The following is a 24,281-nucleotide window of genomic DNA, read 5'->3' as shown; positions in this document are numbered from 1 at the left end:
GACGCCCGGGATTTTCGACCCGAAATCGACTTCGCCCCGCCACCGCCCGGTGCGCAGGGTGTCTTGTCGGAAGGGTGCCCGATCAGCCAACCCCGGCGGCACCTTCCCTAAGATCGCCAACGTGATGGGCCCCTGTTCTGTGTCGGCGCCTGCCCCTGCACTGCGGAAAGTGTACGCCGGGTAGCCGCCAAACGATCGTCCAACCTCTCGGACTTCAGGCCGGCGCTTCAAGGCACACTCTGCTCGATCATCCCACGCACGGTCGCCAGCATTCTCGCTTCGCAATAGGGTTTCCGCAGGAAGCATGCCCGGCTTGGCACATCCCCCGGCATGGGTTCGATCTTGCCAGACGTCATAATGATGCCGACACTGGGCCAGCGCCTGTCTACGCAAGCGGCCAACACGATCCCATCGAGACTATCTCCTAGATCAATGTCTGTGAGTACAACACGAATACCGCTCACCATTTCGAGTGCGAAAACAGCCTCGGCCACATTGCAGACATCAACGGTTTCAAATCCAGCAATTTTCAACGACTCAACCGTCGAATGTCTCTCGATGATTTCATCGTCGACAATCAAAACTGATGGCCTTCCACTATATGCGACACTATGCATAGGATACATTGCCCAAATACTCCTATCCGGGCCGTTCCCCGGCAAAGCAATACTGATGTCGCCGCGCTCGATCAAGCGACTTCCGGTTGTGGCAAGCTGTAGGTTGCGCCCAGCGGTGGTATTACGCACTGGCCAAGGTTGATAAGCCTCTGTGGATATTGATCTTATGTCCAAAATGTGATTTTTATATAGTAATGTATGTCACGAATAGAGATATCTAACTTGAGTTATTGATTCGAATGCAATATCGATTGCGCATAGCCCGGAGCCGGGCTCACGGAAGCGTCGACATCGCCTCCGAGACGATCGAGGCGCACGGCGTTAGCGAAGCAATCGTGGCCGCCAGCCGCGCCATGGATCTCTTCTTGGCGGACGTGCCGGGGGTTGGCGTCCTCACAGATGCTGTAGAGGGTGGCCTCGTGTGGTCATGCAGGTGGAACATGCCACCTCCGCCTGACTCCGACTTCCTCCGCTTCTGAACACGAACAGCTGGACCGTCAGCCGCGGGCCGTGACCGGAGCCCGACGGCACGAACAGGTCGTCGGCGCGACTTCCCGCCCTGTTACCGTATCGGCGTGCCAAGGCGCCGGGCCGATCAAAGGACCGCTCGCTCGACTCCCTCGACGTAGGTCCGGGACGCAATGTCATCGAGATGCTTTCGGGGACGGCCCAGTATGATGCGGATCGCGAGCTACGGCAGGGCGCCGATCATGCCCTTCGCCGCGGTCATCGTATTCTCGCAGGCGCGCTTGTCGCCGCCCCGGTCCTCGGCGGTCGCCCGGACGATCAGGGTTCGCGCGGCGGCGATGTGGTCGGCGGTCGAGACCGCTTAAGGATCGCTCGGGGAGCCGGCGCGGACGGTCGTCAGGCCCCGTGGCGAATCCGTTCGTAGCTCGTGGCGCTCCATCAGGCCGGAGACCTGAACGGCCCCGGCGCTGTCGAGGCGACGCTCGACGGTGCCGATCTGCTCGGCGCAGGACGATGCGAGGGCGGGAAGCGGAAGGGTCGCGAGAACGGCGGCGGCAACCAGGCGCATCATGGTGGTTCTCCGGAGGGATGGCAGCACCTCCGAACCGGCTCCACGAGCGAGCGCTGGGATGCCGTCCCTCACGCGGCGATGCGAGGCTAGCGTCAGTCAAACCGTGCCCGGCATCGAATGTTGCGCCGCAGCACGAAACGCGGGGCAGACCCGTGTCGACCGCTGCCATCGTCGCAACCCGTCGCCGCCGCCAAGCAGCCAGCGGCGATGGCCCGGTGTCCACACACTCGCAAGCGGCGCCTTGGACGATGGGCCAGCGTCCCGAAAGGCGAGCGGTCGGTCTCATCCGCAGAAATTCTTATTGGCCTTCGTGGGATCAAGCGACCCAACAGTCGGTTGTCATATGCGTAGCACTCGACCGTGGATGGTTTTTCCTACGGTTTTGAGCGCAATATTTTCCAGCGGGATCATCGAAATGAAGGCACTTACTTGGCAGGGCCGAGGCAAAATCTCGTGCGACACCGTGCCGGACCCGAAGATCGAGCATGGTCGTGACGCCATCATCAGGGTGACAGCCTGCGCGATCTGCGGCTCGGACCTCCACCTCATGGGCGGCTTCATGCCCACGATGGAGTGCGGCGACGTCCTCGGGCACGAGACCATGGGTGAGGTCATCGAGGTCGGTCGGGACAATCAGAAGCTCAAGATCGGCGACCGCATCGTCGTGCCCTTCACCATCTGCTGCGGCGAGTGCCGCCAGTGCAAGTGGGGCAACTGGAGCTGTTGCGAACGCACCAACCCGAACGGAGCGATGCAGGCCAAGGTCTTCGGTTATCCGCTCGCCGGACTGTTCGGCTTCTCGCATCTCACCGGCGGCATCCCGGGCGGCCAGGCCGAGTACCTGCGGGTGCCCTATGCCGACGTCGGCCCTATCGTCGTGCCCGAGGGTCTCACCGACGAGCAGGTCCTGTTCCTCAGCGACATCTTCCCGACCGCCTACCAGGCCGCCGAGCACTGCGACATCGGTCCCGCGGACACCGTGGCGATCTGGGGCTGCGGTCCGGTCGGCGTGCTCGCGGTCAAGTGCTGCCTGATGTTGGGCGCCAAGCGCGTCATTTCCATCGACAGCGTTCCCGAGCGCCTCGCGCTGGCCCGGGAGGCCGGCGCCGAGACCATCGATCTGTCCACGGAGAACGTGCAGGACACCCTCATGGAGATGACCCACGGGCTCGGTCCGGACTCGGTCATCGAGGCGGTCGGTATGGAGTCGCACGGGGCGGATACCACGCTACAGAAGGTCTCCTCGGCCATCATGGAGCACACCGTTAGCCTGGAGCGTCCGTTCGCCCTCAACCAGGCCATCCTGGCCTGCCGCCCCGGCGGCAACGTCTCGATGCCAGGCGTCTTCGCGGGCCCGGTCGGTCCCGTCGCCCTCGGCATCCTGATGAACAAGGGTCTGACCTTGAAGACCGGCCAGACCCACATGGTCCGCTACATGAAGCCCCTGATGGAGCGCATCCAGAACGGCGAGATCGACCCGTCCTTCATCATCAGTCATCGCTCCACGAACCTGGAGGATGGCCCGGCCCTGTACGACATGTTCCGGGACAAGAAAGACAGCTGCACGAAGGTGGTGTTCAAGCCGCACGGCTGAAACACGACCACGGGGCAGTGCACATGCGCCAGTCGTGCCCGGCCCCGAACGAACAAAACGAGCGGGAGGAGACCGGATGTCGGACTACGTTTTCGATGACAGCAACATTACTTGGCGGACGTTGGATTGGCTGCCACACATCGCGTTCTTCGTCTACAAGGTCGACGAGGACAACCGCATCGTCGACGTCGTGTTCAAGTTCGCGTCGAACCAGAAGGTGATGCTCCATCGGCACAAGTGCCCCTACGTGACGCTCGTGATGCAGGGAGAGCTCCGGTTCTACCGCGAGGACGGGACCCACACGGAGACACGACCTACCGGCAGCTTCGTCTCCGGGCCCGCGAACGGCGAACCGCACATGGAAGGCGGCGGCAACAAGGACGCCATCGTGTTCTTCAGCAACCGCAACGTCGAGGATGCCCTCTACGAGTTCCTGAACGACGCAGGCACTCCCGTCCAGGTCCTCGGCATCGCCGACTTCAAGGCGCAGCTCGCCGAGCAGGTTTCGTCCGGGACCTACACCAAGGTCGAGGGACGACACGCCTGATCGATGCCGCCACCGTTTCGGCCGGGCCCGCTTCAGACCCGGCGACGGGCGCCATGCGCCTCGAATAGGCAAAGGACAGCAGTCTCCCGAATGTCCACCGCTGCCCAACACAGACAAGAAAGCGACTTATGCCCACCGCAGTGATCTTCGATGTCGATGGCACCCTGATCGACTCGGTTCCGCAGCACGCCCGTGCCTGGCAGGATGCCTTCCGGGACTTCGGTCACGACATCCCGTTCGAGGACCTGCGGAGGCAGATCGGCAAGGGAGGGGACCTCCTGATGCCGGTATTCCTGTCGGAAGCTGAGATCGCCGAGAAAGGCGACGCTCTGGAGGAGCACCGTTCGGGGATCCTGAAGAAGCGCTACCTGCCGACCATCAAGGGCCTGCCGCAGGTCCGGGCACTCGTCGAACGCCTGCTGGCCGACGGCAAGCAACTCGCACTGGCTTCCTCCGCCAAGGGCGACGAGCTCAAGACCTACAAGAAGATCGCCGACATCGAGGAGCTCATCGCCATCGAGACGTCGTCGGACGACGCGGAGGAGAGCAAGCCGAACCCGGACATCTTCCAGGCCGCCCTGAAGCGCCTCGACGACATAGCAGCGCAGGACGCCGTCGTCGTCGGCGATACGCCTTACGATGCCGAGGCCGCCGGCAAGGCCGGCATCCGCACGATTGGGTTGCTCACGGGCGGGTGGACGGCCGAGGAGCTCATGCAGGCCGGCTGTATCGCGACCTACAAGGACCCGGCCGAACTTCTTGCCCAGTATGAAACCTCGCCACTGGTCGGGTCGCGGACCTGAACGCACAAGGGTGGGGCGTCAGACATGACCGATACGTTCCCGAGCGTCCCCGATGGCCCGCACCTGCGCACCATCGCCATGCCGCGCGACACGAACGCTGCTGGCGCCGTCTTCGGAGGCTGGACGGTCTCGCAGATGGATCTGGCTGGCGGCACCTTCGACGCCCAGCGAACCAATGGCCGCGTGGCGACCGTCCGCATCGACGCGATGCGCTTCTTCCGGCCGTTTGCCCTCGGTGACGAGGTGAGTTGCGACTGCACTCTGCAGGAAAGTGGTGAGACATCGTTGGGTGTCAGGATCGGAGCCTGGATCCGGGACCGTACCGGGAGCAATCCGGATAAGGTCACCGAAGGGGTCTTCACCTACGTGGCACTGGACGACGAGGGGAAGCCTCGTCGACGGACCGACGACCGAGCCAGCGAGACCTGAAGGCACTCACCGCCCTGACACGGTGGTCTCGTTCGAGAGATGTCGGTGCAGCGATACAGCCCCGTCGCCATGGTCGCGGGCACGTCGTTTCATTGAACAATCAATTCCGGAATCGTTTGAGTCGTTATGGAAACCTATGTCTTCGTCGCCGCCGGGTTCGGTGTCCTGGTGCTTCTGACGGCTTGGTTGCCGATGGTGCTCCGGGCGCTGCCTCTTTCGCTGCCCATCTGCTGCGTCGGCATCGGCGCGGCCTTGTCGACCATCCCGGTGGTCGCGGAAATCACACCCCATCCCGGCTCCCACGCCAAGCTGATCGAGCATGCCACCGAGGCCGTGGTCGTCATCTCGTTGATGGGAGCAGGCCTCAAGATCGACCGCCTGTTCGGATGGCGAACCTGGTCGGTGACGTGGCGGCTCCTCGGCATTGGCATGCCGCTGACGATCCTCGCCTTGACCGTGCTGGGATCGACCCTGCTTGGGCTTGGTCTCGCGTCGGCACTGCTCCTCGCGTCGTCCTTGGCTCCGACGGATCCGGTCTTGGCTTCCGACGTTCAGGTTGGTCATCCCGACGAGGACCATGAGGACGAGCCGCGATTCGCCCTGACCTCGGAGGCAGGGCTCAACGACGGCTTGGCCTTTCCCTTCGTGAACCTCGCCATTGGCCTCGCCGGTGGCGGTCTTGCCGGATTGTCGTGGTCGCATTGGCTTGCGATCGACGTGCTCTGGAAGATCGCCGTGGGGGCCGTTTTCGGCGCGGCGGTCGGCCAAGCGTTGGGATGGCTGATGTTTCACCTGCCGAACCTGTCGAAGCTTTCCCGCACCGGAGACGGCTTCGTGGCGCTCGGTGTGACCTGCATCGCCTATGGATGCGTCCAGATTCTTGACGGATACGGTTTCATCGGCGTCTTCGCGGCGGCCCTTGCGCTGCGTGCATCCAGTCGCGGCCATGAATACCATCGCAAGATGCACGACTACGCCGAGGAACTCGAACGCCTTCTGATGATGGTGCTGCTCATCGGGTTCGGGGCGGTGCTCGTCAGCGGCGGGTTGCTCCGTGCCTTGACCTGGCCGGCCGTTGCCTTCGCCCTGCTAGCGCTTCTCGTCGCGCGACCCTTGTGTTGTTGGGTCGGACTGCTCGGAAGCGGGCGATCCACCGAGGACCGTGCCGTCGTGAGCTTCTTCGGTATCCGTGGGTTGGGGACGATCTACTACCTCGCGTTCGCTACCGGTCATGCCGTCTTCGAGGAGACGGATCTCCTTTGGGCCACGGCCGGGCTGACGGTGCTCATCTCGATCCTCCTGCACGGCGTCACCGTCACGCCGGTCCTTCGCGTCCTCGACCGCAGGATGGGACGGGACACAGAGAGTGCGCAGCTGGACCTGACCCTTCCCAGCCCCACGGTGTGACCGTGAATGGCGGGCGGCGATCCATCCGAGATCGCGTGTGCCAAGGTCAAACGGCCGCATGGCGCGGCCGCGCTGCGTCGGGGCTAGTCGCACCTGACTTAATGTAGGAAGCACATGGCCCACGTCCTCGTCATCGGAGCCACCAACGGCATCGGCCTTGAGACCGTCAAGGCGGCCTTGGCGGCGGGGCATCGCGTGCGAGCCTTCGCCCGATCCGCTTCCGCCATGACACTGAGCGACGCCGGCCTGGAGCGCTTTCCCGGCGACGCCTTGAACGCGGTCGATGTCGCCTCCGCCCTCGAAGGCGTCAACGTGGTCGTTCAAGCTCTTGGCGTTCCGATGAAGGATCTCCTTGGTCCCGTTAATCTGTTCTCTAACGCAACCGGCGTGCTGGTCCCCGCCATGGAGAAGGCGGGCGTCCGCCGGCTCATCGCAGTCACGGGCTTCGGCACGGGCGACAGTCGGCAGGCGATCGGCTTCCTTCAACGCGTTCCGTTCCGCCTCGTCTTCGGACGGGCCTACGACGACAAAGACGTGCAGGAAATGCGCATCCGCAAGAGTGGCCTCGACTGGACCTTTGTCAGGCCTGGCGTTCTTACAACCGGGTCGGCGTCCGGGCGCTACAAGGTCCTTTCCGACCCGTCCTCGTGGTGCAACGGACTGATCTCCCGGGCTGACGTCGCGCACTTCATCGTCGAGGAGATCGAGCGTCCATCCTACTTGCGCAAGGCCGTCGTGCTGGTCGGGTAGGATCTACGATGTCTGCAATCTGGTATCCGGCCGGGAAGCTTCGTCGACTGGGTTGGCACGATTTAAGCCGGTTTGCTTTCTGACGGTTGCGCATGAAAGCCCACGGCGCACTCGCGGCTGTGCGTCATCCCGTTCGGATTTGGTGCCTAAACGTCATTTGGTCCACTGGGTGGCCGGGACGGACGCTTGTAAAGGGCGGACCAATTCCAGGCCGCCGTGGCGGAGCAAAATCAGGCCACTGGCAACGTGCAGCCTGAACGGAGAAGGGGCCCGATCGTAAGGGTCAGGCCGGCGGGATCTCGCCCGTCTCGGGGTCGTGAGGATCGGCGGTGGTCTGGTTTTGCTCCGCCCCTTCGGCCCGGCCGCGCCGGCTGCGGGAAGTTTTGAGGCGGTAGCTGTCGCCGTTCAGGCTCAGGATGCTGACGTGGTGTGTCAGCCGGTCGAGCAGCGCGCCGGTCAGCCGCTCCGAGCCCAGAACTGACGTCCAGTCCTCAAACGGGAGGTTCGAGGTCACCACGGTCGAGCCACGCTCGTAGCGCTGCGAGAAGACCTCAAACAGCAACTCCGCTCCCGTCGAGGACAGCGGCACGTAGCCGAGTTCGTCGACGATCAGGAGCTTCGCCGCGGCCAGCTCACGCTGAAGCCGGAGCAGACGACGCTCGTCGCGCGCCTCCAAGAGTTGGTTGACCAGCGAGGCCGCGGTGGTGAACGTGACCGAGAAGCCCTTCTGGCAAGCCGCCAAGCCGAGAGCCAAGGCGATGTGGGTCTTGCCAGTGCCCGAGTTGCCAAGTGTGATGACGTTCTCCCGGCCGAGGATGTAGCCACAGCGGGCCAGCTCCAGCACGAGCATCTTGTTCAGGCTCGGGATCGCGGCGAAGTCGAACGTGTCGAGGCTCTTCACCGCCGGGAAGCGCGCCGCCCGGATGCGGCGCTCGACCATGCGCCGCTCACGGTCGATCAGCTCCAGTTCAACCAGCCGCAACAGGTAGCGCGGGTGGTCCAGGCCGCCCTGGGCGCACTCGCGGGCAACCTTGTCGTACTCGCGCAGCACCGTGGGTAGCTTGAGCTGCTTGAGGTGGTGAGCCAGCAGGACGCCCGGCGTGGTCTCGTCGCGCGCCGGGCTCATGCGGCCACCTCCGGCACCAGCACGGCATAGTCGGCGGCCACGGTGGTCCGCACCGTGGTTCTGGGCAGGTGCGGATAGGCTGCCAGGTCGAGCCGGGGCGGTCGGTGCTCAAGTCGGGCCAGCGCAATCAGCTTGACCGCATCGAAGCCGATCGCCCCGAGCCGGATCGCCTCCGTGACGGCTGCGGCCACCACGTCCTTGGGCATCGCCTCCATCAGACGCAGCACCTGGATGAACTCGCGCTTGCCCCGGTTGCCCATGCGCGCCTCCAGGAGATGGCGCAGGTGCTGGAACACCTCGGGCAGATCCCAGTCCTGGAGGGCCGCCGCTTGGTCGAGGGCGTTCGGCTTGGTCTCGATCAGCGCGAGGTAGTGCAGCGGCTCGGAGACGAACACGCCGGTGCCGTAGCTGCGTTCGTGCCGGGCGATCTCGATCCCGCCGCACAGGATCACGACCTCGTCGACGAAGCCCTTCACAAGCACATCCCGGAAGCCGTAGGCGGTGGGCACCGAGTAGTCGTTGCCGTGATAGCGCACCAGCGCGGTCGAGGAGACACGACCAGCCCGCTTCTCGCACGGCTCCAGCGGGACCGCCGGCAGGGCGCGCAGGACCGCACGGTCGGCCACGAGCCGCGTACCGATGAGCTCGGCAGACCGACCGGCACACTCATCCTGCCGGACTCGGCAGCGTCGCTCCAGATCAGCGTTCAGCGCCTCGAACGAAGCGGCCTCCGGAGCCGGGGTCATGAAGTTGGACCGGGCGAACTTGACCAGCCCTTCGACTTTGCCCTTGTCGTTGCCCCTGCCCGGACGGCCGAAGCGGTCGCGGAACAGGTAGTGGCTCACCAACTCGGTGAAGGCGCGCGTGCGCTCGCGCTGCCCGTCACCGCAGATCTTGGCGACCGCGATCTTCGTGTTGTCGTACAGGATCGACAGCGGCACGCCCGTGAAGAAGGCGAAGGCGGCGACGTGCCCGTCGAGGAACGCCTCGGTGGTCTCCCGCGGATATGCCTTCACGAAGCAGGCGTCGGAGTGCGGCAGGTCCATGCAGAAGAAATGGATCTTGCGACGCACGCCGCCGATCGTGGCCACCGCCTCGCCGAAGTCGACCTGGGCATGGCCAGGCGGGTGGGCCAGCGGCACGAAGGTCTCCCGCCCCTGCGACCGGCAGATCCGCACGTGGTGGTTGTGTCCCCTGGCGTGGTGTAGCTTCGGCGTGGCCACCACGATCACCGGTTTGGGCCGGATTGATCAGGCTGCCAGGGTGGGCAGGCTGACGAGGGGATCATCGCCGATCGGGGCGATGCTTTCCAGGGTGATGTAGCGGGAGCGCTGGACGGCCCACTCGTCGTTCTGTTCCAGCAGGATCGCGCCCACGAGGCGGGTGATGGCCGCCTCGTTGGGGAAGATGCCGACCACCTCGGTCCGGCGTTTGATCTCACCGTTGAGGCGTTCCAGCGGGTTCGTGGAGTGCAGCTTGACCCGATGCTGAGTGGGGAAGCCCATGTAGGCCAGCACGTCCGGCTCGGCCTCGTCCATCAGGGCGGCGAGCTTGGGGACCTTCGGCCGGAGCTGATCAGCCACGCGCCGCCACTGCTGACGGGCCGCCTCGGCGTCATCCTGGGCAAATGCCGTGGCGATGAAGGCGGACACGACACGCCGCCCGCTGCGTCCGGCATGGGCGAGAACGTTGCGCATGAAGTGGACGCGGCAACGCTGCCAGGTCGCGTTCATCACCTTGGCCACCGACGCCTTGATGCCCTCGTGGGCGTCCGAGATCACCAGTTTGACCCCGCGCAGCCCCCGGCGCGCCAGCTTGCGGAGAAAGTCCGTCCAGAACGTCTCGGCCTCGGAGGGACCGACATCCATGCCCAGCACCTCGCGCCGGCCGTCGGTGTTCACGCCCACCGCCACGATCACGGCGACAGAGACGATGCGGCCGTCCTGGCGCACCTTCACGTAAGTCGCATCGATCCAGAGATACGGCCACTCGCCCTCGAGCGGCCGATCGAGGAACGCGCCGACCCGCTCGTCGATCTCCTGGCAGAGCCGGCTGACCTGGCTCTTCGACACGCCTGTGCCGCCCATCGCCTGGACGAGGTCATCGACCGAGCGGGTTGAGATGCCCTGGATGTAGGCCTCCTGGATCACAGCCGTGAGCGCCTTCTCGGCCATGCGGCGCGGCTCCAGGAAGCCCGGAAAGTAGCTGCCCTTGCGCAGCTTCGGAATGCGCAACTCCACCGTGCCGGCCCGCGTCTGCCAATCCCGGTCACGGTAGCCGTTGCGCTGGACCAACCGCTCTGCGCTCTTCTCGCCATGGGCGGCCCCGGTCAGGCCGCCCACCTCCAGTTCCATCAGGCGTTCGGCCGCAAAGCCGATCATCTCGCGCAGCAGATCGGTGTCGGCGCTCTTCTCCATCAGCCCGCGCAGGGCCATCATCTCGTCGGTCATCGGGGGTCTCTCGGGTTCGGGGTTGGCGCTCGCAACCCGACCCTACCCGGCAACCGCCGATGACCACCCCGCGAGGAGCCCCGCCCGCCACAGCCCTGTGGAAGGCGCGCGGACGGGCCTCTTCGCTACCGCCGAGCTACACCACCATCAGGGACACGACCCACGTGGTCCTTCACCACCGTGTAGCCGCCGGCATAGCCGTGCTCGTCGCGTAAACGCTCGAAGATCCGCTTGGCCGTGTGCCGCTGCTTGACCGGCGCAGTCCGGTCCGCCTCCAGGATGGCCGTGATCACCGGCAGAAGAGGCCCAAGCTTCGGCTTCTCGACCGGCTTCGAGCGCGTATAGCCCGGCGGCAGAGAGAACCGGCACATCTTGGCGATCGTCTCTCGGCTCAGCCCGAACACGCGAGCCGCCTCACGCCGAGAGTTGCCCTCGATAAACACGAACTGCCGAACGGCCGCGTAAACTTCCACGGCGAACATCCCCGGCTCCTCTCGAAAGAGAAGCCTCTCCACTGGCCGGCTTTTACGCCGCCCGCATCAGCACGACGCCGACGCTCCAGTGGATGGTTTTGTCACCGCCCTACACACCGGACATCAGCCGCGTGTAATCGTCCATGACGAAGCTGCGGAAGGCGGAGCTATCGTCCATCAGATGCTGGAACGTGCTCACCGGCAGGGCGGCGAGTTCGGTCCGCTCCTCGGCCACGCTTTGGGCCGGGAAGGTGCCGCCAGACAAAAGGCACTGCGTGGTGAGGGCACAGGTCCCGCCTGGGCCGACCTTGTAGATCAGCACCTCACGCCCGCCCTCCGACGTGCGAAAGATGCGCGTGCGGCCCTCTAGGCACATCAGGTAGTTGGTGCATTCGCCATCGAGGTCGTACGCGATGGCTCCGGCGTCCAGAACCGGGAACTGCACGGTTCCCCTGACGATCTGAAGGTGAGCCGGGCTGAGTGCTCGAAGAAGCGGAAATCGATTGATCCAGCGCTCCACCTTCTGCGCGTCCGTCATGGCTGGCGTCGTCCCCCGGCCGTAACGACGGGCTGATCGTCCGGCTTGCGTTGCGTTTTTCTCCCGCCGCACCGGACTTGTGTGACCTGGGTCACCGACCGGGTGCAGCGGCCCGGCATAGCATCGCGGCACAATGAACACGATACGGGTGCCGGCGATGTACGGCACCCCATGGGAGTGAACCGATGCGCCGCCTCGCCTTGAGCTTCATGCTCGCTGCCCTTGCCGCCAGCCCTGCCGCCGCCGAGCAGGATCTGCTGCTCGGGGCCGACATGTCCTCCCCCGCAATGACCAAGGCCGAGATGAGCCGCACCGACGTCGAGGCGATGATCAAGGCCGCTGACGGCAAGCCCGTCGACCTGCACGACAAGGCGCTGTCCGGACTCGATCTGTCCGGGCTGAACCTCCGAGGCGCCAACTTGAGGACCGCCCGCCTGAACAAGGCCAACCTTCGCGGCGCCGACCTCAGCGGGGCGAACCTCGAACAGGCGTGGTTCCTGAAGGCCGACCTGTCCGGCGCCAAGCTCACTGACGCGAAGATGTTCGGGATCACCGCCCGGGACGCTAACCTCAGCGGTGCGGATCTCAGCCGGTCCATGCCCATAGGCGACTTCAAGGGCGCCAACATGAGCGGTGCGACGCTGGTCGATCTCAAGGGCGGCGCAGACATCAAGAACCAGTCCATGGGTCTGATGCGAGCGGTGTTCACCTCGGTGAACCTGTCGGGCGCCAACCTGAAGGGGGCCAACCTCGGTCGATCGCGGCTGGAATACGCCGACCTCAAAGACGCCGACCTCACCGACGTGGTGCTGATGGGCTCAGACCTGTCGGGGGCGAACCTGACCGGCGCCACGGTCACCGGCGCCGACTTCAAGAACGTCGACGTCGACGCCGCTAAACTAATCAATCTCAAGGGTCAGGCCGAGGCGAAGGACTGGTCGGAGCGCGTGAATGCCGACCGCGCCATCACTCAGGCGTCCAACTGAACATCATACCCCGCACCTCCTCACTCCTATGGATCTACGAGCCCATGACCACGCGTCGCATCCTCTTCGGCCTTCTTGCCGCCGCCGCCATGCTGTTCGGCACCGGCGCGATCGCTGCCAAGATGACTTACACGCCGGCCGCTTTCGAGGCCGCCCAGAAAGCGAGCCCCGCGTCGTCCGCCTCTGCTCCGACAGGCAGCCGGTCCAGATCGGGGTGGCGAACAGGCGCGCTAGCTCTGTCCTCTCCCACATCTGCCGCTGCTCAGTAGCCTTCCTGGCTGCGCCGAAGCGAAAGCCCTTGACGATGTTGCTCGCGACCTCGCCACCGGCCTCGGCTGCGGCCCAGAACGTCGAGAGTGCCGAGAAGTGGCGCTTGATCGTCTTGGCCGTGAGCGGCTTGCCCCCGGTCGGAGCCGCATCCTTGGCGTACAGCGCTATGATTTCGGCAACGCTCTTGTCGCGGTAGCAGGGAGACTTTCTATAGAGCGCCAGCAGGCGCTCGGCTTGCTGCTTAAAACGGCTCGCGTCCCAGCGGGTGTAGGCCGCCAATGGTCTGTCGCCGCACACGTCGATGAAGAGGCGGAAGGTGGCTCGCGCCTGTGAAGCCGTCTGTCCTTCCCAGGCACCTGAGACGGTCTGCTTCTCGCAGCAGGCCGGCCAGAGTTCGGACAACGGCATCAACGTAACCGTCCCCGCGGCACGGGCCCGGCGGTCGTTGCGGACGGCGCAGCCGCGGGGACTGCCGGTGTCGATGCACGAGCCGGCTCGGACGCCAGAGCGGCCAGCGCCGTCTTCAGGCGCCGGTCCTTCGGCTCGTGCTCGAAGTCGCCGGCGCAGCGCGCCTGCATCGCCTCGGCGACGTCGATGCCGGCCTTGACCACCGCCTGGCGTACCTGGTTCCACTCGGCGACGCGACAGGTGGCCGTCGCGATGCCCTGCCGGCGTAGGAGCGAGGCCGTGATCTCACGAGCTTCGCCGAACCCATCGCTGGCGAGCGCCTCGCGGGCGCGGGCGGCGACCTTTCCATAGGAATCGCGCTTGGCCGCCACAAAGTGTGCAGGCAGCGGTTCAGCCCTCGCGAGCCGAACCGCATCGTCGCCCTGCAGAATGAAGGCGTGGATTCCTGCACGAGGCGGGTGAGTTCGGCGTCGGTCAGCATCGGGGTCGCGCGCAGGCTCGCGAACAGGCCGTCCGCAGCGAGAGATAGCCGACAGGCGTTTGACCGTGCAGCCCTCGGGTCGGTGGTCCCAAGGCTGCGCACAAGTTCGCGCTGGCCCAACTGCTTCCGGAGATCGGCCGGAACGCGACGCCGAAAATAGAAGACCCGTCCGCGCAGGACGAGGTTCGCGAGTCCACCCACACCGCTCCTTCGCCGCCGGGGGCGGCCTATGTAGCAGCGGTGTGTAGCAGGGGGCCCCACCGCAGTGCGGCGCGACCTAATGCTCAGCGATCAGAATGACTTAGGAACTCAGGTGGCTGGGGGACCTGGATTCGAACCAGGACTAGAGGAGTCAGAGTCCACCGTTCTACCGTTAAACTATCCCCCAATCGGCCGTAGGCCCGACCCGTCTGTCACGCGGACGGGTGGGCGCCGCCCGAGCTGCATTCCGCAGCTTCCGGCGTGGCCGGTGAGATAGGCGGAATGTTCCGGGAGGTCAACCGCTCGATCTCCGGTTGACGCACCCTCTTCCGGGGCCGTAACCGTGCAGTCGCGGAATCCGCCGGGAAGGGTGGCCGAGTGGTTTAAGGCAGCGGTCTTGAAAACCGCCGTGGGGGCAACTCCACCGTGGGTTCGAATCCCACCCCTTCCGCCAGACACAATTGATTGAGCAGCATTTTTCGCAAATATCGGCTGTCCGCCCCACCATTGATCCCACCAGCACGCTCGGCTCGCATACGCGGGCAGCGCACCGCAGCGACTTGCGTCAGCTCCGTAAGCATGCGCCAGCAATGGATATCGAGCTTCGGCATCTCGACCGATCGACTCAGGCCTCAGCGGCAAGCGAGATCTAAAGGCGCGGCCTAGCTGCCGACCCTTGGTGTTGATTCGGCCAAGCTTTGATCCATTGCAATGGTCCGCATAGGGCTCCCTTGTCAGGGCAGGGCGGCTAACGCTTCCGGAAGGCGCTTTAATAGAGGATATCGACGGTCCAAGTCTCCCCTCGCATGCGCCTCAAGTCCGCGAGATCCTGTAAGGCGATGAAGGCAGACCGCGACCGCCTTCAGAACATCGGAGGGTCGGCGTCATTAATCACCGGCACCTTCGACAAGTAACCTCGGTCATTTTAAACGATCGGCCCAGTCGAAAATCGGCTGGTGAGGTGATGTCACCGCTCCGTGATAATCCGCTCCAGCGGAATGTCGTGCGACTGCGGGCAGATCGTTTCCAGGCGTCCGAGTTCGAATCCGACGCCAATGGTGCGTGGCCTCTCCGGCATTGCGGCAATCGTCCGGTCGTAAAACCCGCCGCCATAGCCGAGCCGGTAGCCCTGCCTATCAAACCCAACCAGCGGCACCACGAGGAGGTCCGGGAAGACTGCCTCGCCCGATTCAGGCATCGGGATTTTCCAAGTTCCTTGCACCATCAGGCTGCCAGGGGACCACTCACGAAAGACGAGCGGCTGCCCGCGCTCGACGATCACCGGCAGAGCAAGGCGTGAGCCGCGCTCCCGCATCGCGGTGAGAACGGCTCGGGGATCATACTCGCCGCGGAACGGCCAGTAGAAGCCAATCAGTCTGCCGGCGTACGGCTCAAGAGCCGCTTCCAGGGCCCGGCTGATCCTCTCGCTCCAGGCGGACCGATCCTCAGCCGAGATGCTGGTACGCCGCGCGATCAGTCCCTCCCGGGTTTCCTTGCGCCAGTCACGGATCGTCGGCCAATCCGCATTGGCGGCTGGCCATGCCGGACCGGGACCGGTGACCTCACACACCTCATTCACGGAACTCATGGTCTCGCTCCCGCCGCTCCCGTGTTGCTGCCTATGAAACGCCGTCGATCCGTACAGGCGCACCCCGTGTCGCATTGGCTATTGCCCGCCGAAGGCGCGCAAGGGTCGTCCCGCTTCCGAACGGTGCATCATCACGGCCGTTCCTGCAGCATCATCGATCGCGGCAAGCCGAGGACCCACGGCTGCATGGAGCGACATCTCGCTGCGATCCAGAACGAGGTTGACGCGCTCGCACCATTCACTGTCCGGGCTGTTCGCTGCCTCTGCTTCCCGAAGCGCCTCGGCGATCACCTGACGAACCTCCTTCACGAGTTGGCGTGTCAATGGTGGCCGTGTTTTAGCAGCATACGCCTCGCTGATGATGCCGGCCCACTCGTCTGTCGTTCGACCAGGGTGTGTGCCCATGCGCCCTCCCTCGTGTCTCGAAATGCACTCAATATTCAGATTGGACCTGAGTAATTACACCTGCATTGGAGATCTAATACACTGATCGTGAGCCGAAACCAGCTCTTGGCTACAACAGAGGTACCGCGACGAAACTAAAACGCGGTACGAACCGTACAGCTTCTCGCAATTCTCGAGAGGCGACTTAACCCGAAGGGGGCAGCCGACCCGCGCCTGTTCTCGTCCGGGTTACGGTGAGCGATAGGCTTGCGCGCCAGGGCAGCTGACGTTGACGGCCGCCGACATGAGAATGGCCAGCGGGGGATCATCCGCTTCGGGCCGGTTCCAGGCGGCCGATGCGCGCCTATTCCGGCCATTCGCGTACCCGATGCCACGATGACGGGAGGGCGGACGAACCGGAAGCCCGATCTTTGTCGGCAATCGATGCGCCGACCGCTCCTCGTTCCGGTGTCGCGCCCGTTTCTCAGGACGCTATCGAGGATGGAAGCGGCGTTGCCTTCATGAACAGGCGTTCTCGACCTTTGAGAAGACGGTCGTTTCTAGCGCGATGTGACTGTCCACGGCCTGCGGCTGCGAACACCGTTCGACGGCATGGAAGACCGCGTGGATCTCCTCGGCAGTCTTTTCGTCGGCGCGGACGAGGCGCCCTGTCCAGGCCGTGATTTCCTGTGGCGAAGACGTGCTGGTTACGAAGCCGATGATGTCGCCCTCGGCCGTGCCGACTAGGATGCGGCTTCGATGCGTGTGCGCAAAACCGGGATTGGCGGCGGTGTAGGTTCCGGAGACGGCCTCGCCCATCTGGAGGAGGCGAAGCTCCGCGCCTGCTTGGCTCCGCCAGACACCATCGAACATTGTTGCCCACGCCCGCCGATCGAGCGGCCGTTCGCACGGCCAGTCACAAGCGATATAGCAGATTTGATATAACGGAAGCCCGAGCCCGGCAATGCTCCAGCCCGGTCTGTGTCTGGCGAGGCGCTGAGTACAGCTTCGCTACCAAAGGGCTTCGTGCGGGTGGAACCGCACGACGTCGCCCGGCACGACCTCGATCCGGCTCTCCTCCAGTTCCACGAGGCCGTCGGTCTCGGTGAGCGACGACAGCATTCCCGCGCCGTCGCGGGGGAACTTCCGGGCTTCCCAGGTGCCGTCGGCGTCCTGAGCGAGGCTGGCCCTCACGAACTCCCTGCGCCCCGCGCGCTTCCGATAGGAGAACGCCGCCCTGACGGTGAATCCGAGCGGCGGCGCGTGAGCCGCGCCGGCGAGCCGGGCGAGGAGAGGCCGGACGACGAACACCAGGGTGACGTAGACAGCCACCGGGTTGCCCGGCAGGCCCAGGAACGGCTTGCCGTCGATCATGCCCATCGCGATCGGCCGTCCCGGCTTGATCCCCAGCCTCCAGAACACGAGGCGGCCGATGGTCTCGACGGCGGTCTTCACGTGATCCTCGTCGCCGGTCGACACGCCGCCCGAAGTCAGGATCACGTCATGCTCGGCGGCCGCCGCCGAGAGCCGCGCCGCGAGTGCCGCCGGGTCGTCACGGATAATGCCGAGATCACGCGCCGCGACGCCCATCCGCCGGAGAAGAGCGAGCAGCAGGACGCGGTTCGAGTCGTAGATCGCGCCCGGCCTCAAGGGCGCCCCCGGCGCGGCGAGCTCGTTGCCTGTCGAGAACACGCCGACCCGCAGGGTGCGACGAACCTTCAGCGTGCGCAGGCCGACCGCGGTCGCCAGAGCCAAGTCCTGCGGCCGCAGACGCCGGCCGGCCGGGATGATCGACGAGCCCTTCGCCGCGTCCTCGCCGGCGTCGCGGCTGTTGGCGCCCCGCTTCAGCCCGAGCGGCAAGGACACCCGGCCGTCGGGCAGGACGTGGACGTCCTCCTGCATGAAGACGGTGTCGGCCTCCGCCGGCATCGGGGCCCCGGTGAAGATCCGGGTGGCAGAGCCCGCCATCGACACGCCTTCGGACGAGCCGCCGGCCGCGACGACCGCGCCGACCGGCAGGATTGTCGCATCGGAGGCGCGCAGGTCCGTGAAACGGACCGCGTAGCCGTCGACGGCCGAGTTGGAGAACGGCGGGACGTCGATGGGCGCAACGCAATCCTCGGCCAGGATGCGTCCATCGGCGTCCGAGACGGGAACGTCCTCGGTGCCGACGACCGCCACGAGCCGCTCGCCGAACAATGCGTGCGCCTCCTCGATGGTCATCAGAGGGCCGCCGAACGCGAAGCAGTCGTCGCTGAGCTGGGCCATCCGGCTAGAGCCTCCCGAGGACGTCTTCGAAGGAAACGGCCACGTCGAGCATCAGCCCCGTCACCGCCGCCGCGTCGTTCAAATCTACGACGGGAATGCCCGATGTCGGAAATTCGACGTCGCTCGCGATGCCCGCAATCGTGGTGTCCAGAGGATGTATGGGTGGGCGGCCGTTGTTGGCGCGATAAACCTCGATCTTGGGGATCGGCTCCCGCTTGTACCCTTCCACGACGATGAGGTCGCAGGGGCTGATCCGCCGCAGGAGCTGACCCAGGGTCGCTTCCGCCTCGTCGCGCAGCTCGCGGACCTGCGCCCACCGCCGGCCCGACGATACGAGAACCTCGCTCGCCCCCGCCCTGCGGTGCTCGTAAGAATCCTTCCCGGGCCAGTCCGTGTCGAAGTCGTGGTGGGCGTGCTTGATGGTCGCCACCTTCACCCCGCGCGCGACGAGCACGGGGATGGCCCGAACCAGCAGGTTGGTCTTGCCAGCCCCGCTCCACCCGGCCAGTCCGATAACGCGCATGCCGGACACCACTGACCACCGCTCTCGTGACATTTCCACTGCCCCGCTCGATGGCTCAGGGCAAGCATCAGCCACGCCGCCGGGACGCGTGACCGCGGCCCCGTGCAAATTGAAACGCCTTCAAAAACGATATAACACCTCCGCTATAACGGCTGCCATTTGGTATGCCACGAGCGAACGCCACGCCAATGGACCCGAACGGGCACGCCATGCACGACTTCAACCTTCCCTCGATCGCGCAGGCATGAACATGGGTGACGCATCCTCTGCGGCGGACTGGGCCACCATCGTGACGGACGCCTACTACGCCGAAGCGAAACCACCGCTCACGCAGGAGCTCACCGACCGAGTGCGCGACGCGCTCGCGAAAGCGATCGCTTCACCGGCCGCAGACGCCCCGAACGCTCTGATGGACCGCTTGAACGACGCGCTGGACGCGTTCGAGACCGAGCTCCGCTCCGTCGTTGGGCCCAGGGTCACGTCCCTGGACGAGGTCACGAGAGCCGTCGCGATGAAACACCGGTCCGAGGCCGGCCAGCCGCTCCGGGCCTTCGGCGGCCAGTAAATTTGATCGGACCGCGGGACGCCGCGACCACCCGCCCCAGCAGTTGAGAACCAGATACCGCAATGAGTGAGGCACCGGGGACAGTCAGGACCTTCTCGCATCCCGGCCGGGGGCGGAACAAAGCGCGCAGCGTACCCAAAGGGCGCCAGGTCGAGCCGCGGGCGAAGGTCGAGATCGAGGAGCTTCTCGGCTCCAGCTCGCGCCAGCGCGACCTGCTCATCGAGCACCTCCACCTGATCCAGGACACCTACGGCCAGATCAGCGCCGAGCATTTGGCGGCGCTAGCCGACGAGATGGCCCTGGCCTTCGCCGAGGTGTTCGAGACCGCGACCTTCTACGCGCATTTCGACGTCGTGAAGGAGGGTGACGCCTCCATCCCGAGGCTGACCGTCCGGGTCTGCGACAGCATCACCTGCGCGATGTTCGGCGCCGAGGAATTGCTCGAGACGCTCCAGCGGGAACTCGCCTCCGACGCCGTCCGCGTCGTGCGCGCGCCCTGCGTCGGGCTTTGCGACCACGCGCCCGCCGTCGAGGTCGGGCACAACTTCCTGCACAAGGCCGACCTCGCATCCGTGACGGCCGCGGTCGAGGCCGGCGACACGCACGCTCACATCCCGGACTACGTCGACTATGAGGCCTATCGGGCTGCCGGAGGGTACGCGACCCTGGACCGGCTCCGCAGCGGTGACCTACCGGTCGACGACATCCTGAAGGTGCTCGACGACGGCGGCCTGCGCGGCCTCGGCGGCGCGGGCTTCCCGACGGGGCGCAAGTGGCGCTCGGTGCGCGGCGAGCCCGGGCCCCGGCTGATGGCGGTCAACGGGGACGAGGGCGAGCCCGGCACCTTCAAGGACCAGCTCTACCTCAACACCGATCCGCACCGCTTCCTCGAAGGCATGCTGATCGGCGCCCACGTCGTCGAGGCGCCCGAGGTCTACATCTACCTGCGGGACGAGTACCCCATCTCCCGCGAGATCCTGACGCGCGAGATCGCGAAGCTCCCCGAGGGCGGCCCGCGCATCCACCTGCGCCGCGGCGCTGGCGCCTACATCTGCGGCGAGGAATCCTCGCTGATCGAGTCCCTCGAAGGCAAGCGCGGGCTGCCGCGGCACAAGCCGCCGTTCCCGTTCCAAGTCGGCCTGTTCAACCGTCCGACGCTGATCAACAACATCGAGACGCTGTTCTGGGTCCGCGACCTGATCGAGCGGGGCGGCGATTGGTGGAAGAGCCACGGCCGCAACGACCGCGTCGGACTGCGCTCCTACTCGGTCTCGGGGCGCGTGAAGGAACCGGGCGTGAAGCTCGGTCCGGCCGGCCTCACCATCCAGGAACTCATCGACGAGTATTGCGGCGGCATGGCGGACGGCCACACCTTCGCGGGCTACCTGCCGGGCGGCGCGTCGGGCGGCATCCTGCCGGCGTCGATGAACGACATCCCGCTCGATTTCGGGACGCTGGAGAAGTACGGCTGCTTCATCGGGTCCGCCGCCGTCGTGATCCTGTCGGACCGGGACGATGTGCGCGGCGCCGCGTTGAACCTGATGAGGTTCTTCGAGGACGAGAGCTGCGGGCAGTGCACCCCCTGCCGTTCGGGGACCCAGAAGGCCCGTATCCTGATGGAGCAGGGCGTCTGGGACACCGAGCTCCTGGGCGAGCTGTCCCAGTGCATGCGGGACGCCTCGATCTGCGGCCTCGGCCAAGCGGCCTCGAACCCGCTGAGCACCGTCATCAAGTATTTCCCGGATCTGTTCCCCGCCCCGCGCGCCGCGGCGGCGGAGTGAGGCAACCGATGGCGCCGGCGAACCCTATCCCTATGTCCGAGCCAGGAGCGGCCGCATGAGCAACGCCCCCGAACAGCACGGCGACAAGACCGAGAAGACTGAGATCCGGGCCGACGGTCTGCAGGATGCAGGCGGCCCCGCGCAGGGCCCGAAGCCGGAGGCCGGCGGCTCCTACTCGGAAGGAGCGAAGGCGGGCGGCCAGGCGGCACCGGAGCCGTCGGGCCTGCACAATCTGACGGAGCGCCCGAGCGCACCGCCGACCATCGCGTTCGAGCTCGACGGACAGCAGGTTGAGGCCGGCCCCGGCGAGACGATCTGGGCCGTCGCCAAGCGCCTCGGCACCCATATCCCGCACCTCTGCCACAAGCCCGAACCCGGCTACCGCCCGGACGGCAATTGCCGCGCCTGCATGGTCGAGATCGAGGGCGAGCGCGTGCTGGCCGCCTCGTGCAAGCGCACGCCGGCCGTGGGCATGAAGGTCAAGACTGCGACCGAGCGCGCCACCAAGGCGCGCGCCATGGTGCTCGAACTGCTCGTGGCCGACCAGCCCGAGCGCGAGACCTCGCACGACCCGACATCGCACTTCTGGGTTCAGGCTGACTTCCTCGACGTCTCCGAGAGCCGCTTCCCCGCGGCCGAGCGCTGGACCGGCGACTTCAGCCACCCGGCCATGAGCGTCAATCTCGACGCCTGCATCCAGTGCAATCTCTGCGTCCGCGCCTGCCGCGAAGTCCAGGTCAACGACGTGATCGGCATGGCCTACCGCTCGGCTGACGCCAAGATCGTGTTCGACTTCGACGACCCGATGGGCGGCTCGACCTGCGTGGCCTGTGGCGAGTGCGTCCAGGCCTGTCCGACCGGCGCGCTGATGCCGTCCGCCTATCTCGACGCCGAGCACAACACCCGGACGGTCTATCCCGACCGCGAGGTGACCTCGCTGTGCCCCTATTGCGGCGTCGGCTGCCAAGTCTCCTACAAGGTGAAGGATGAGAAGATCGTCTACGCCGAGGGCGTGGACGGCCCGGCCAACCACAACCGGCTCTGCGTGAAGGGGCGGTTCGGCTTCGACTACGTCCACCACCCCCACCGCCTGACGGCGCCGCTGATCCGCCTGGACAACGTTCGGAAGGACGCCAACGACCAGGTCGACCCGGCCAACCCGTGGACGCACTTCCGCGAGGCGACCTGGGAGGAGGCGCTCGACCGCGCCGCCGGCGGCCTCAAGACGGTCCGCGACACGCATGGCCGCAAGGCACTCGCCGGCTTCGGCTCCGCGAAAGGCTCGAACGAGGAGGCCTACCTCTTCCAGAAGCTGGTGCGGCTCGGGTTCGGCTCGAACAATGTCGACCACTGCACGCGGCTGTGCCACGCCTCGTCGGTGGCCGCCCTCATGGAGGGCCTGAACTCGGGCGCCGTGTCGGCGCCGTTCTCGGCGGCGCTCGACGCCGAGGTCATCATCGTGATCGGCGCCAACCCGACCGTGAACCACCCCGTGGCGGCGACCTTCCTCAAGAACGCCGTGAAGCAGCGCGGCGCCAAGCTGATCGTCATGGACCCGCGCCGGCAGGTGCTGTCGCGGCACGCCTACAAGCACCTCGCGTTCAAGCCCGGTTCGGACGTCGCGATGCTCAACGCGATGCTCAACGTGATCGTCGAGGAGCGGCTCTACGACGAGCAGTACATCGCCGGCTACACCGAGAACTTCGAGGCGCTGAAGGAGAAGATCGTCGAGTTCACGCCGGAGAAAATGTCCTCGGTCTGCGGCATCGACGCGGAGACCCTGCGCGAGGTCGCCCGGCTCTACGCCCGCGCCAAGTCCTCGATCATCTTCTGGGGCATGGGCATCAGCCAGCACGTCCACGGCACGGACAACTCGCGCTGCCTGATCGCGCTCGCCCTCATCACGGGGCAGATCGGGCGTCCGGGCACCGGCCTGCATCCGCTGCGCGGTCAGAACAACGTCCAGGGCGCCTCCGACGCCGGCCTGATCCCGATGGTCTATCCGGACTATCAGTCGGTCGAGAAGGCCGCGGTGCGGGAGATGTTCGAGGAGTTCTGGGGCCAGAAGCTCGACCCGCAGAAGGGCCTCACCGTGGTCGAGATCATGCGGGCGATCCACGCCGGCGAGATCAAGGGCATGTTCGTCGAGGGCGAGAACCCGGCGATGTCCGACCCCGACCTGAACCACGCCCGGCACGCCCTGGCGATGCTCGACCACCTCGTCGTGCAGGACCTGTTCCTCACGGAGACCGCCTTCCACGCCGACGTGGTGCTGCCGGCCTCCGCCTTCGCCGAGAAGGCCGGCACCTTCACCAACACCGACCGCCGCGTGCAGATCTCGCGGCCGGTGGTGTCGCCGCCGGGCGACGCGCGGCAGGACTGGTGGATCATCCAGGAACTGGGGAAGCGCCTCGGCCTGCCCTGGAACTACGGGGGCCCGGCGGACATCTTCCGCGAGATGGCCATGGTGATGCCGTCGTTCAACAACATCACCTGGGAGCGCCTGGAGCGCGAGGGCGCCGTGACCTACCCGGTCGACGCCCCGGACAAGCCCGGCAACGAGATCATCTTCTACGCCGGCTTCCCCACGGAGAGCGGGCGCGCGAAGATCGTCCCGGCCGCCGTGGTGCCCCCGGACGAGTTGCCGGACGACGACTACCCGATGGTCCTGTCGACCGGCCGCGTCCTCGAGCACTGGCACACCGGATCGATGACCCGGCGCGCCGGCGTCCTCGACGCGCTGGAGCCCGAGGCGGTCGCCTTCTTGGCTCCGAAGGAGCTCTACCGGCTCGGGCTGGAGCCCGGCGATACGATGAAGCTGGAGACGCGCCGCGGCGCCGTCCATCTGAAGGTGCGCTCTGACCGCGACGTACCGGCCGGCATGATCTTCATGCCGTTCTGCTACGCCGAGGCCGCGGCCAACCTGCTGACGAACCCGGCGCTCGACCCGATGGGCAAGATCCCGGAGTTCAAGTTCTGCGCGGCCCGGGTCTCCGCCGTCCACGCGACGCCCATGGCCGCCGAGTAGGCGGCGAGACCTCCGGCGGCGCGCC

Annotated in this window: 21 protein-coding genes, 2 tRNA genes and 3 pseudogenes; 11 read left to right on the top strand and 15 right to left on the bottom strand. The window is 66.0% G+C overall.

What is annotated here, in order from left to right; all coding sequences use genetic code 11:
* Window positions 1–227: 227 nt before the first annotated feature.
* Window positions 228–692 carry a response regulator gene (locus tag JOE48_RS08515; protein ID WP_210029179.1) on the bottom strand — a complete coding sequence of 155 codons (465 nt, stop codon included), beginning with the start codon at window positions 690–692 and terminating at the stop codon, window positions 228–230.
* A 754-nt stretch (window positions 693–1,446) separates the two neighbouring features.
* Window positions 1,447–1,656, bottom strand: coding sequence for a hypothetical protein (locus JOE48_RS30200; protein WP_245252761.1), 210 nt, complete (start codon window positions 1,654–1,656; stop codon window positions 1,447–1,449).
* Between the two features lie 415 nt (window positions 1,657–2,071).
* On the opposite strand from JOE48_RS30200, the gene JOE48_RS08505 reads away from it, so the two are divergent.
* The 6 genes from JOE48_RS08505 to JOE48_RS08480 all read left to right on the top strand — a co-directional run bounded on the left by JOE48_RS08505 (window position 2,072) and on the right by JOE48_RS08480 (window position 7,186).
* A complete protein-coding gene (locus JOE48_RS08505) occupies window positions 2,072–3,250 on the top strand; it encodes a zinc-dependent alcohol dehydrogenase (protein ID WP_210029178.1) in 1,179 nt (392 codons plus the stop codon).
* Window positions 3,251–3,326: 76 nt separating this feature from the next.
* Entirely contained in the window at window positions 3,327–3,797 is a 471-nt protein-coding gene (locus JOE48_RS08500; protein ID WP_210029177.1) for a regulator, read from the top strand.
* 128 nt (window positions 3,798–3,925) lie between these two features.
* The gene (locus tag JOE48_RS08495; protein WP_210029175.1) at window positions 3,926–4,600 is read left to right on the top strand and encodes an HAD family hydrolase; all 675 of its coding nucleotides are present in this window, start codon (window positions 3,926–3,928) and stop codon (window positions 4,598–4,600) included.
* A gap of 24 nt (window positions 4,601–4,624) precedes the next feature.
* Window positions 4,625–5,029, top strand: a complete 405-nt coding sequence (locus JOE48_RS08490; RefSeq protein WP_210029173.1) for an acyl-CoA thioesterase — start codon at window positions 4,625–4,627, stop codon at window positions 5,027–5,029.
* A gap of 126 nt (window positions 5,030–5,155) precedes the next feature.
* Window positions 5,156–6,436: a sodium:proton antiporter gene (locus JOE48_RS08485; RefSeq protein WP_210029171.1), complete on the top strand. Its 1,281-nt coding sequence runs from the start codon at window positions 5,156–5,158 to the stop codon at window positions 6,434–6,436.
* Between the two features lie 114 nt (window positions 6,437–6,550).
* Window positions 6,551–7,186, top strand: coding sequence for an NAD(P)-dependent oxidoreductase (locus tag JOE48_RS08480; protein WP_210029169.1), 636 nt, complete (start codon window positions 6,551–6,553; stop codon window positions 7,184–7,186).
* Window positions 7,187–7,469: 283 nt separating this feature from the next.
* Here JOE48_RS08480 and istB read toward each other — a convergent pair whose 3' ends face one another.
* The 5 genes and pseudogenes from istB to JOE48_RS08455 all read right to left on the bottom strand — a co-directional run bounded on the left by istB (window position 7,470) and on the right by JOE48_RS08455 (window position 11,773).
* Window positions 7,470–8,312 carry an IS21-like element helper ATPase IstB gene (gene istB, locus JOE48_RS08475; protein WP_210029167.1) on the bottom strand — a complete coding sequence of 281 codons (843 nt, stop codon included), beginning with the start codon at window positions 8,310–8,312 and terminating at the stop codon, window positions 7,470–7,472.
* Window positions 8,309–9,493, bottom strand: a pseudogene (gene istA / locus JOE48_RS08470) (IS21 family transposase); the annotation flags it as partial. The gene istB and the pseudogene istA, both read right to left, overlap by 4 nt.
* Window positions 9,494–9,562: 69 nt before the next feature.
* A complete protein-coding gene (locus tag JOE48_RS08465; RefSeq protein ID WP_210025717.1) occupies window positions 9,563–10,762 on the bottom strand; it encodes an IS256 family transposase in 1,200 nt (399 codons plus the stop codon).
* 161 nt (window positions 10,763–10,923) lie between these two features.
* Window positions 10,924–11,244: pseudogene (locus tag JOE48_RS08460) on the bottom strand (IS21 family transposase); the annotation flags it as partial.
* 100 nt (window positions 11,245–11,344) lie between these two features.
* The gene (locus tag JOE48_RS08455) at window positions 11,345–11,773 is read right to left on the bottom strand and encodes a Crp/Fnr family transcriptional regulator (RefSeq protein WP_245252760.1); all 429 of its coding nucleotides are present in this window, start codon (window positions 11,771–11,773) and stop codon (window positions 11,345–11,347) included.
* Window positions 11,774–11,958: 185 nt separating this feature from the next.
* Between JOE48_RS08455 and JOE48_RS08450 the strand changes: the two genes are divergently transcribed.
* Entirely contained in the window at window positions 11,959–12,759 is an 801-nt protein-coding gene (locus tag JOE48_RS08450) for a pentapeptide repeat-containing protein (RefSeq protein WP_210029166.1), read from the top strand.
* A gap of 677 nt (window positions 12,760–13,436) precedes the next feature.
* Here JOE48_RS08450 and JOE48_RS08445 read toward each other — a convergent pair.
* The 3 genes and pseudogenes from JOE48_RS08445 to JOE48_RS08440 form a co-directional block, all read right to left on the bottom strand.
* Entirely contained in the window at window positions 13,437–13,808 is a 372-nt protein-coding gene (locus JOE48_RS08445) for a hypothetical protein (RefSeq protein ID WP_210029165.1), read from the bottom strand.
* Between the two features lie 131 nt (window positions 13,809–13,939).
* Window positions 13,940–14,119, bottom strand: a pseudogene (locus JOE48_RS31205) (DUF6538 domain-containing protein); the annotation flags it as partial.
* Window positions 14,120–14,232: 113 nt separating this feature from the next.
* Window positions 14,233–14,306 (bottom strand) — tRNA-Gln (locus JOE48_RS08440).
* A 177-nt stretch (window positions 14,307–14,483) separates the two neighbouring features.
* Here JOE48_RS08440 and JOE48_RS08435 point away from each other — a divergent pair.
* A tRNA-Ser gene (locus JOE48_RS08435) sits at window positions 14,484–14,573 on the top strand.
* Window positions 14,574–15,086: 513 nt separating this feature from the next.
* Here the strand turns inward: JOE48_RS08435 and JOE48_RS08430 are convergent.
* From JOE48_RS08430 to mobB, 5 genes are all read right to left on the bottom strand, one after another.
* Window positions 15,087–15,707, bottom strand: a complete 621-nt coding sequence (locus JOE48_RS08430; RefSeq protein WP_210029164.1) for a 5-formyltetrahydrofolate cyclo-ligase — start codon at window positions 15,705–15,707, stop codon at window positions 15,087–15,089.
* A gap of 78 nt (window positions 15,708–15,785) precedes the next feature.
* Window positions 15,786–16,112, bottom strand: a complete 327-nt coding sequence (locus tag JOE48_RS08425) for a hypothetical protein (protein WP_210029163.1) — start codon at window positions 16,110–16,112, stop codon at window positions 15,786–15,788.
* 498 nt (window positions 16,113–16,610) lie between these two features.
* Window positions 16,611–16,964, bottom strand: a complete 354-nt coding sequence (locus JOE48_RS08420) for an avidin/streptavidin family protein (RefSeq protein WP_210029162.1) — start codon at window positions 16,962–16,964, stop codon at window positions 16,611–16,613.
* Window positions 16,965–17,102: 138 nt separating this feature from the next.
* Entirely contained in the window at window positions 17,103–18,359 is a 1,257-nt protein-coding gene (glp, locus tag JOE48_RS08415) for a gephyrin-like molybdotransferase Glp (RefSeq protein WP_210029161.1), read from the bottom strand.
* A gap of 4 nt (window positions 18,360–18,363) precedes the next feature.
* Window positions 18,364–18,882, bottom strand: a complete 519-nt coding sequence (mobB, locus tag JOE48_RS08410) for a molybdopterin-guanine dinucleotide biosynthesis protein B (protein ID WP_210035654.1) — start codon at window positions 18,880–18,882, stop codon at window positions 18,364–18,366.
* 250 nt (window positions 18,883–19,132) lie between these two features.
* Between mobB and JOE48_RS08405 the strand changes: the two genes are divergently transcribed.
* The 3 genes from JOE48_RS08405 to fdhF all read left to right on the top strand — a co-directional run bounded on the left by JOE48_RS08405 (window position 19,133) and on the right by fdhF (window position 24,256).
* Window positions 19,133–19,447, top strand: a complete 315-nt coding sequence (locus JOE48_RS08405; protein WP_210035653.1) for a hypothetical protein — start codon at window positions 19,133–19,135, stop codon at window positions 19,445–19,447.
* Between the two features lie 62 nt (window positions 19,448–19,509).
* On the top strand, window positions 19,510–21,228 hold the full coding sequence (locus tag JOE48_RS08400) for an NAD(P)H-dependent oxidoreductase subunit E (RefSeq protein WP_210029160.1): 1,719 nt from the start codon (window positions 19,510–19,512) through the stop codon (window positions 21,226–21,228).
* A gap of 55 nt (window positions 21,229–21,283) precedes the next feature.
* A complete protein-coding gene (gene fdhF, locus JOE48_RS08395; protein WP_210029159.1) occupies window positions 21,284–24,256 on the top strand; it encodes a formate dehydrogenase subunit alpha in 2,973 nt (990 codons plus the stop codon).
* The last annotated feature ends 25 nt before the right edge of the window (window positions 24,257–24,281 follow it).

The organism is Methylobacterium sp. PvR107, assembly GCF_017833295.1.
GTDB lineage: Bacteria > Pseudomonadota > Alphaproteobacteria > Rhizobiales > Beijerinckiaceae > Methylobacterium.
Note: the sequence above shows the minus strand (reverse complement) of the source record. Positions and strands in the feature narration are given on the sequence as shown.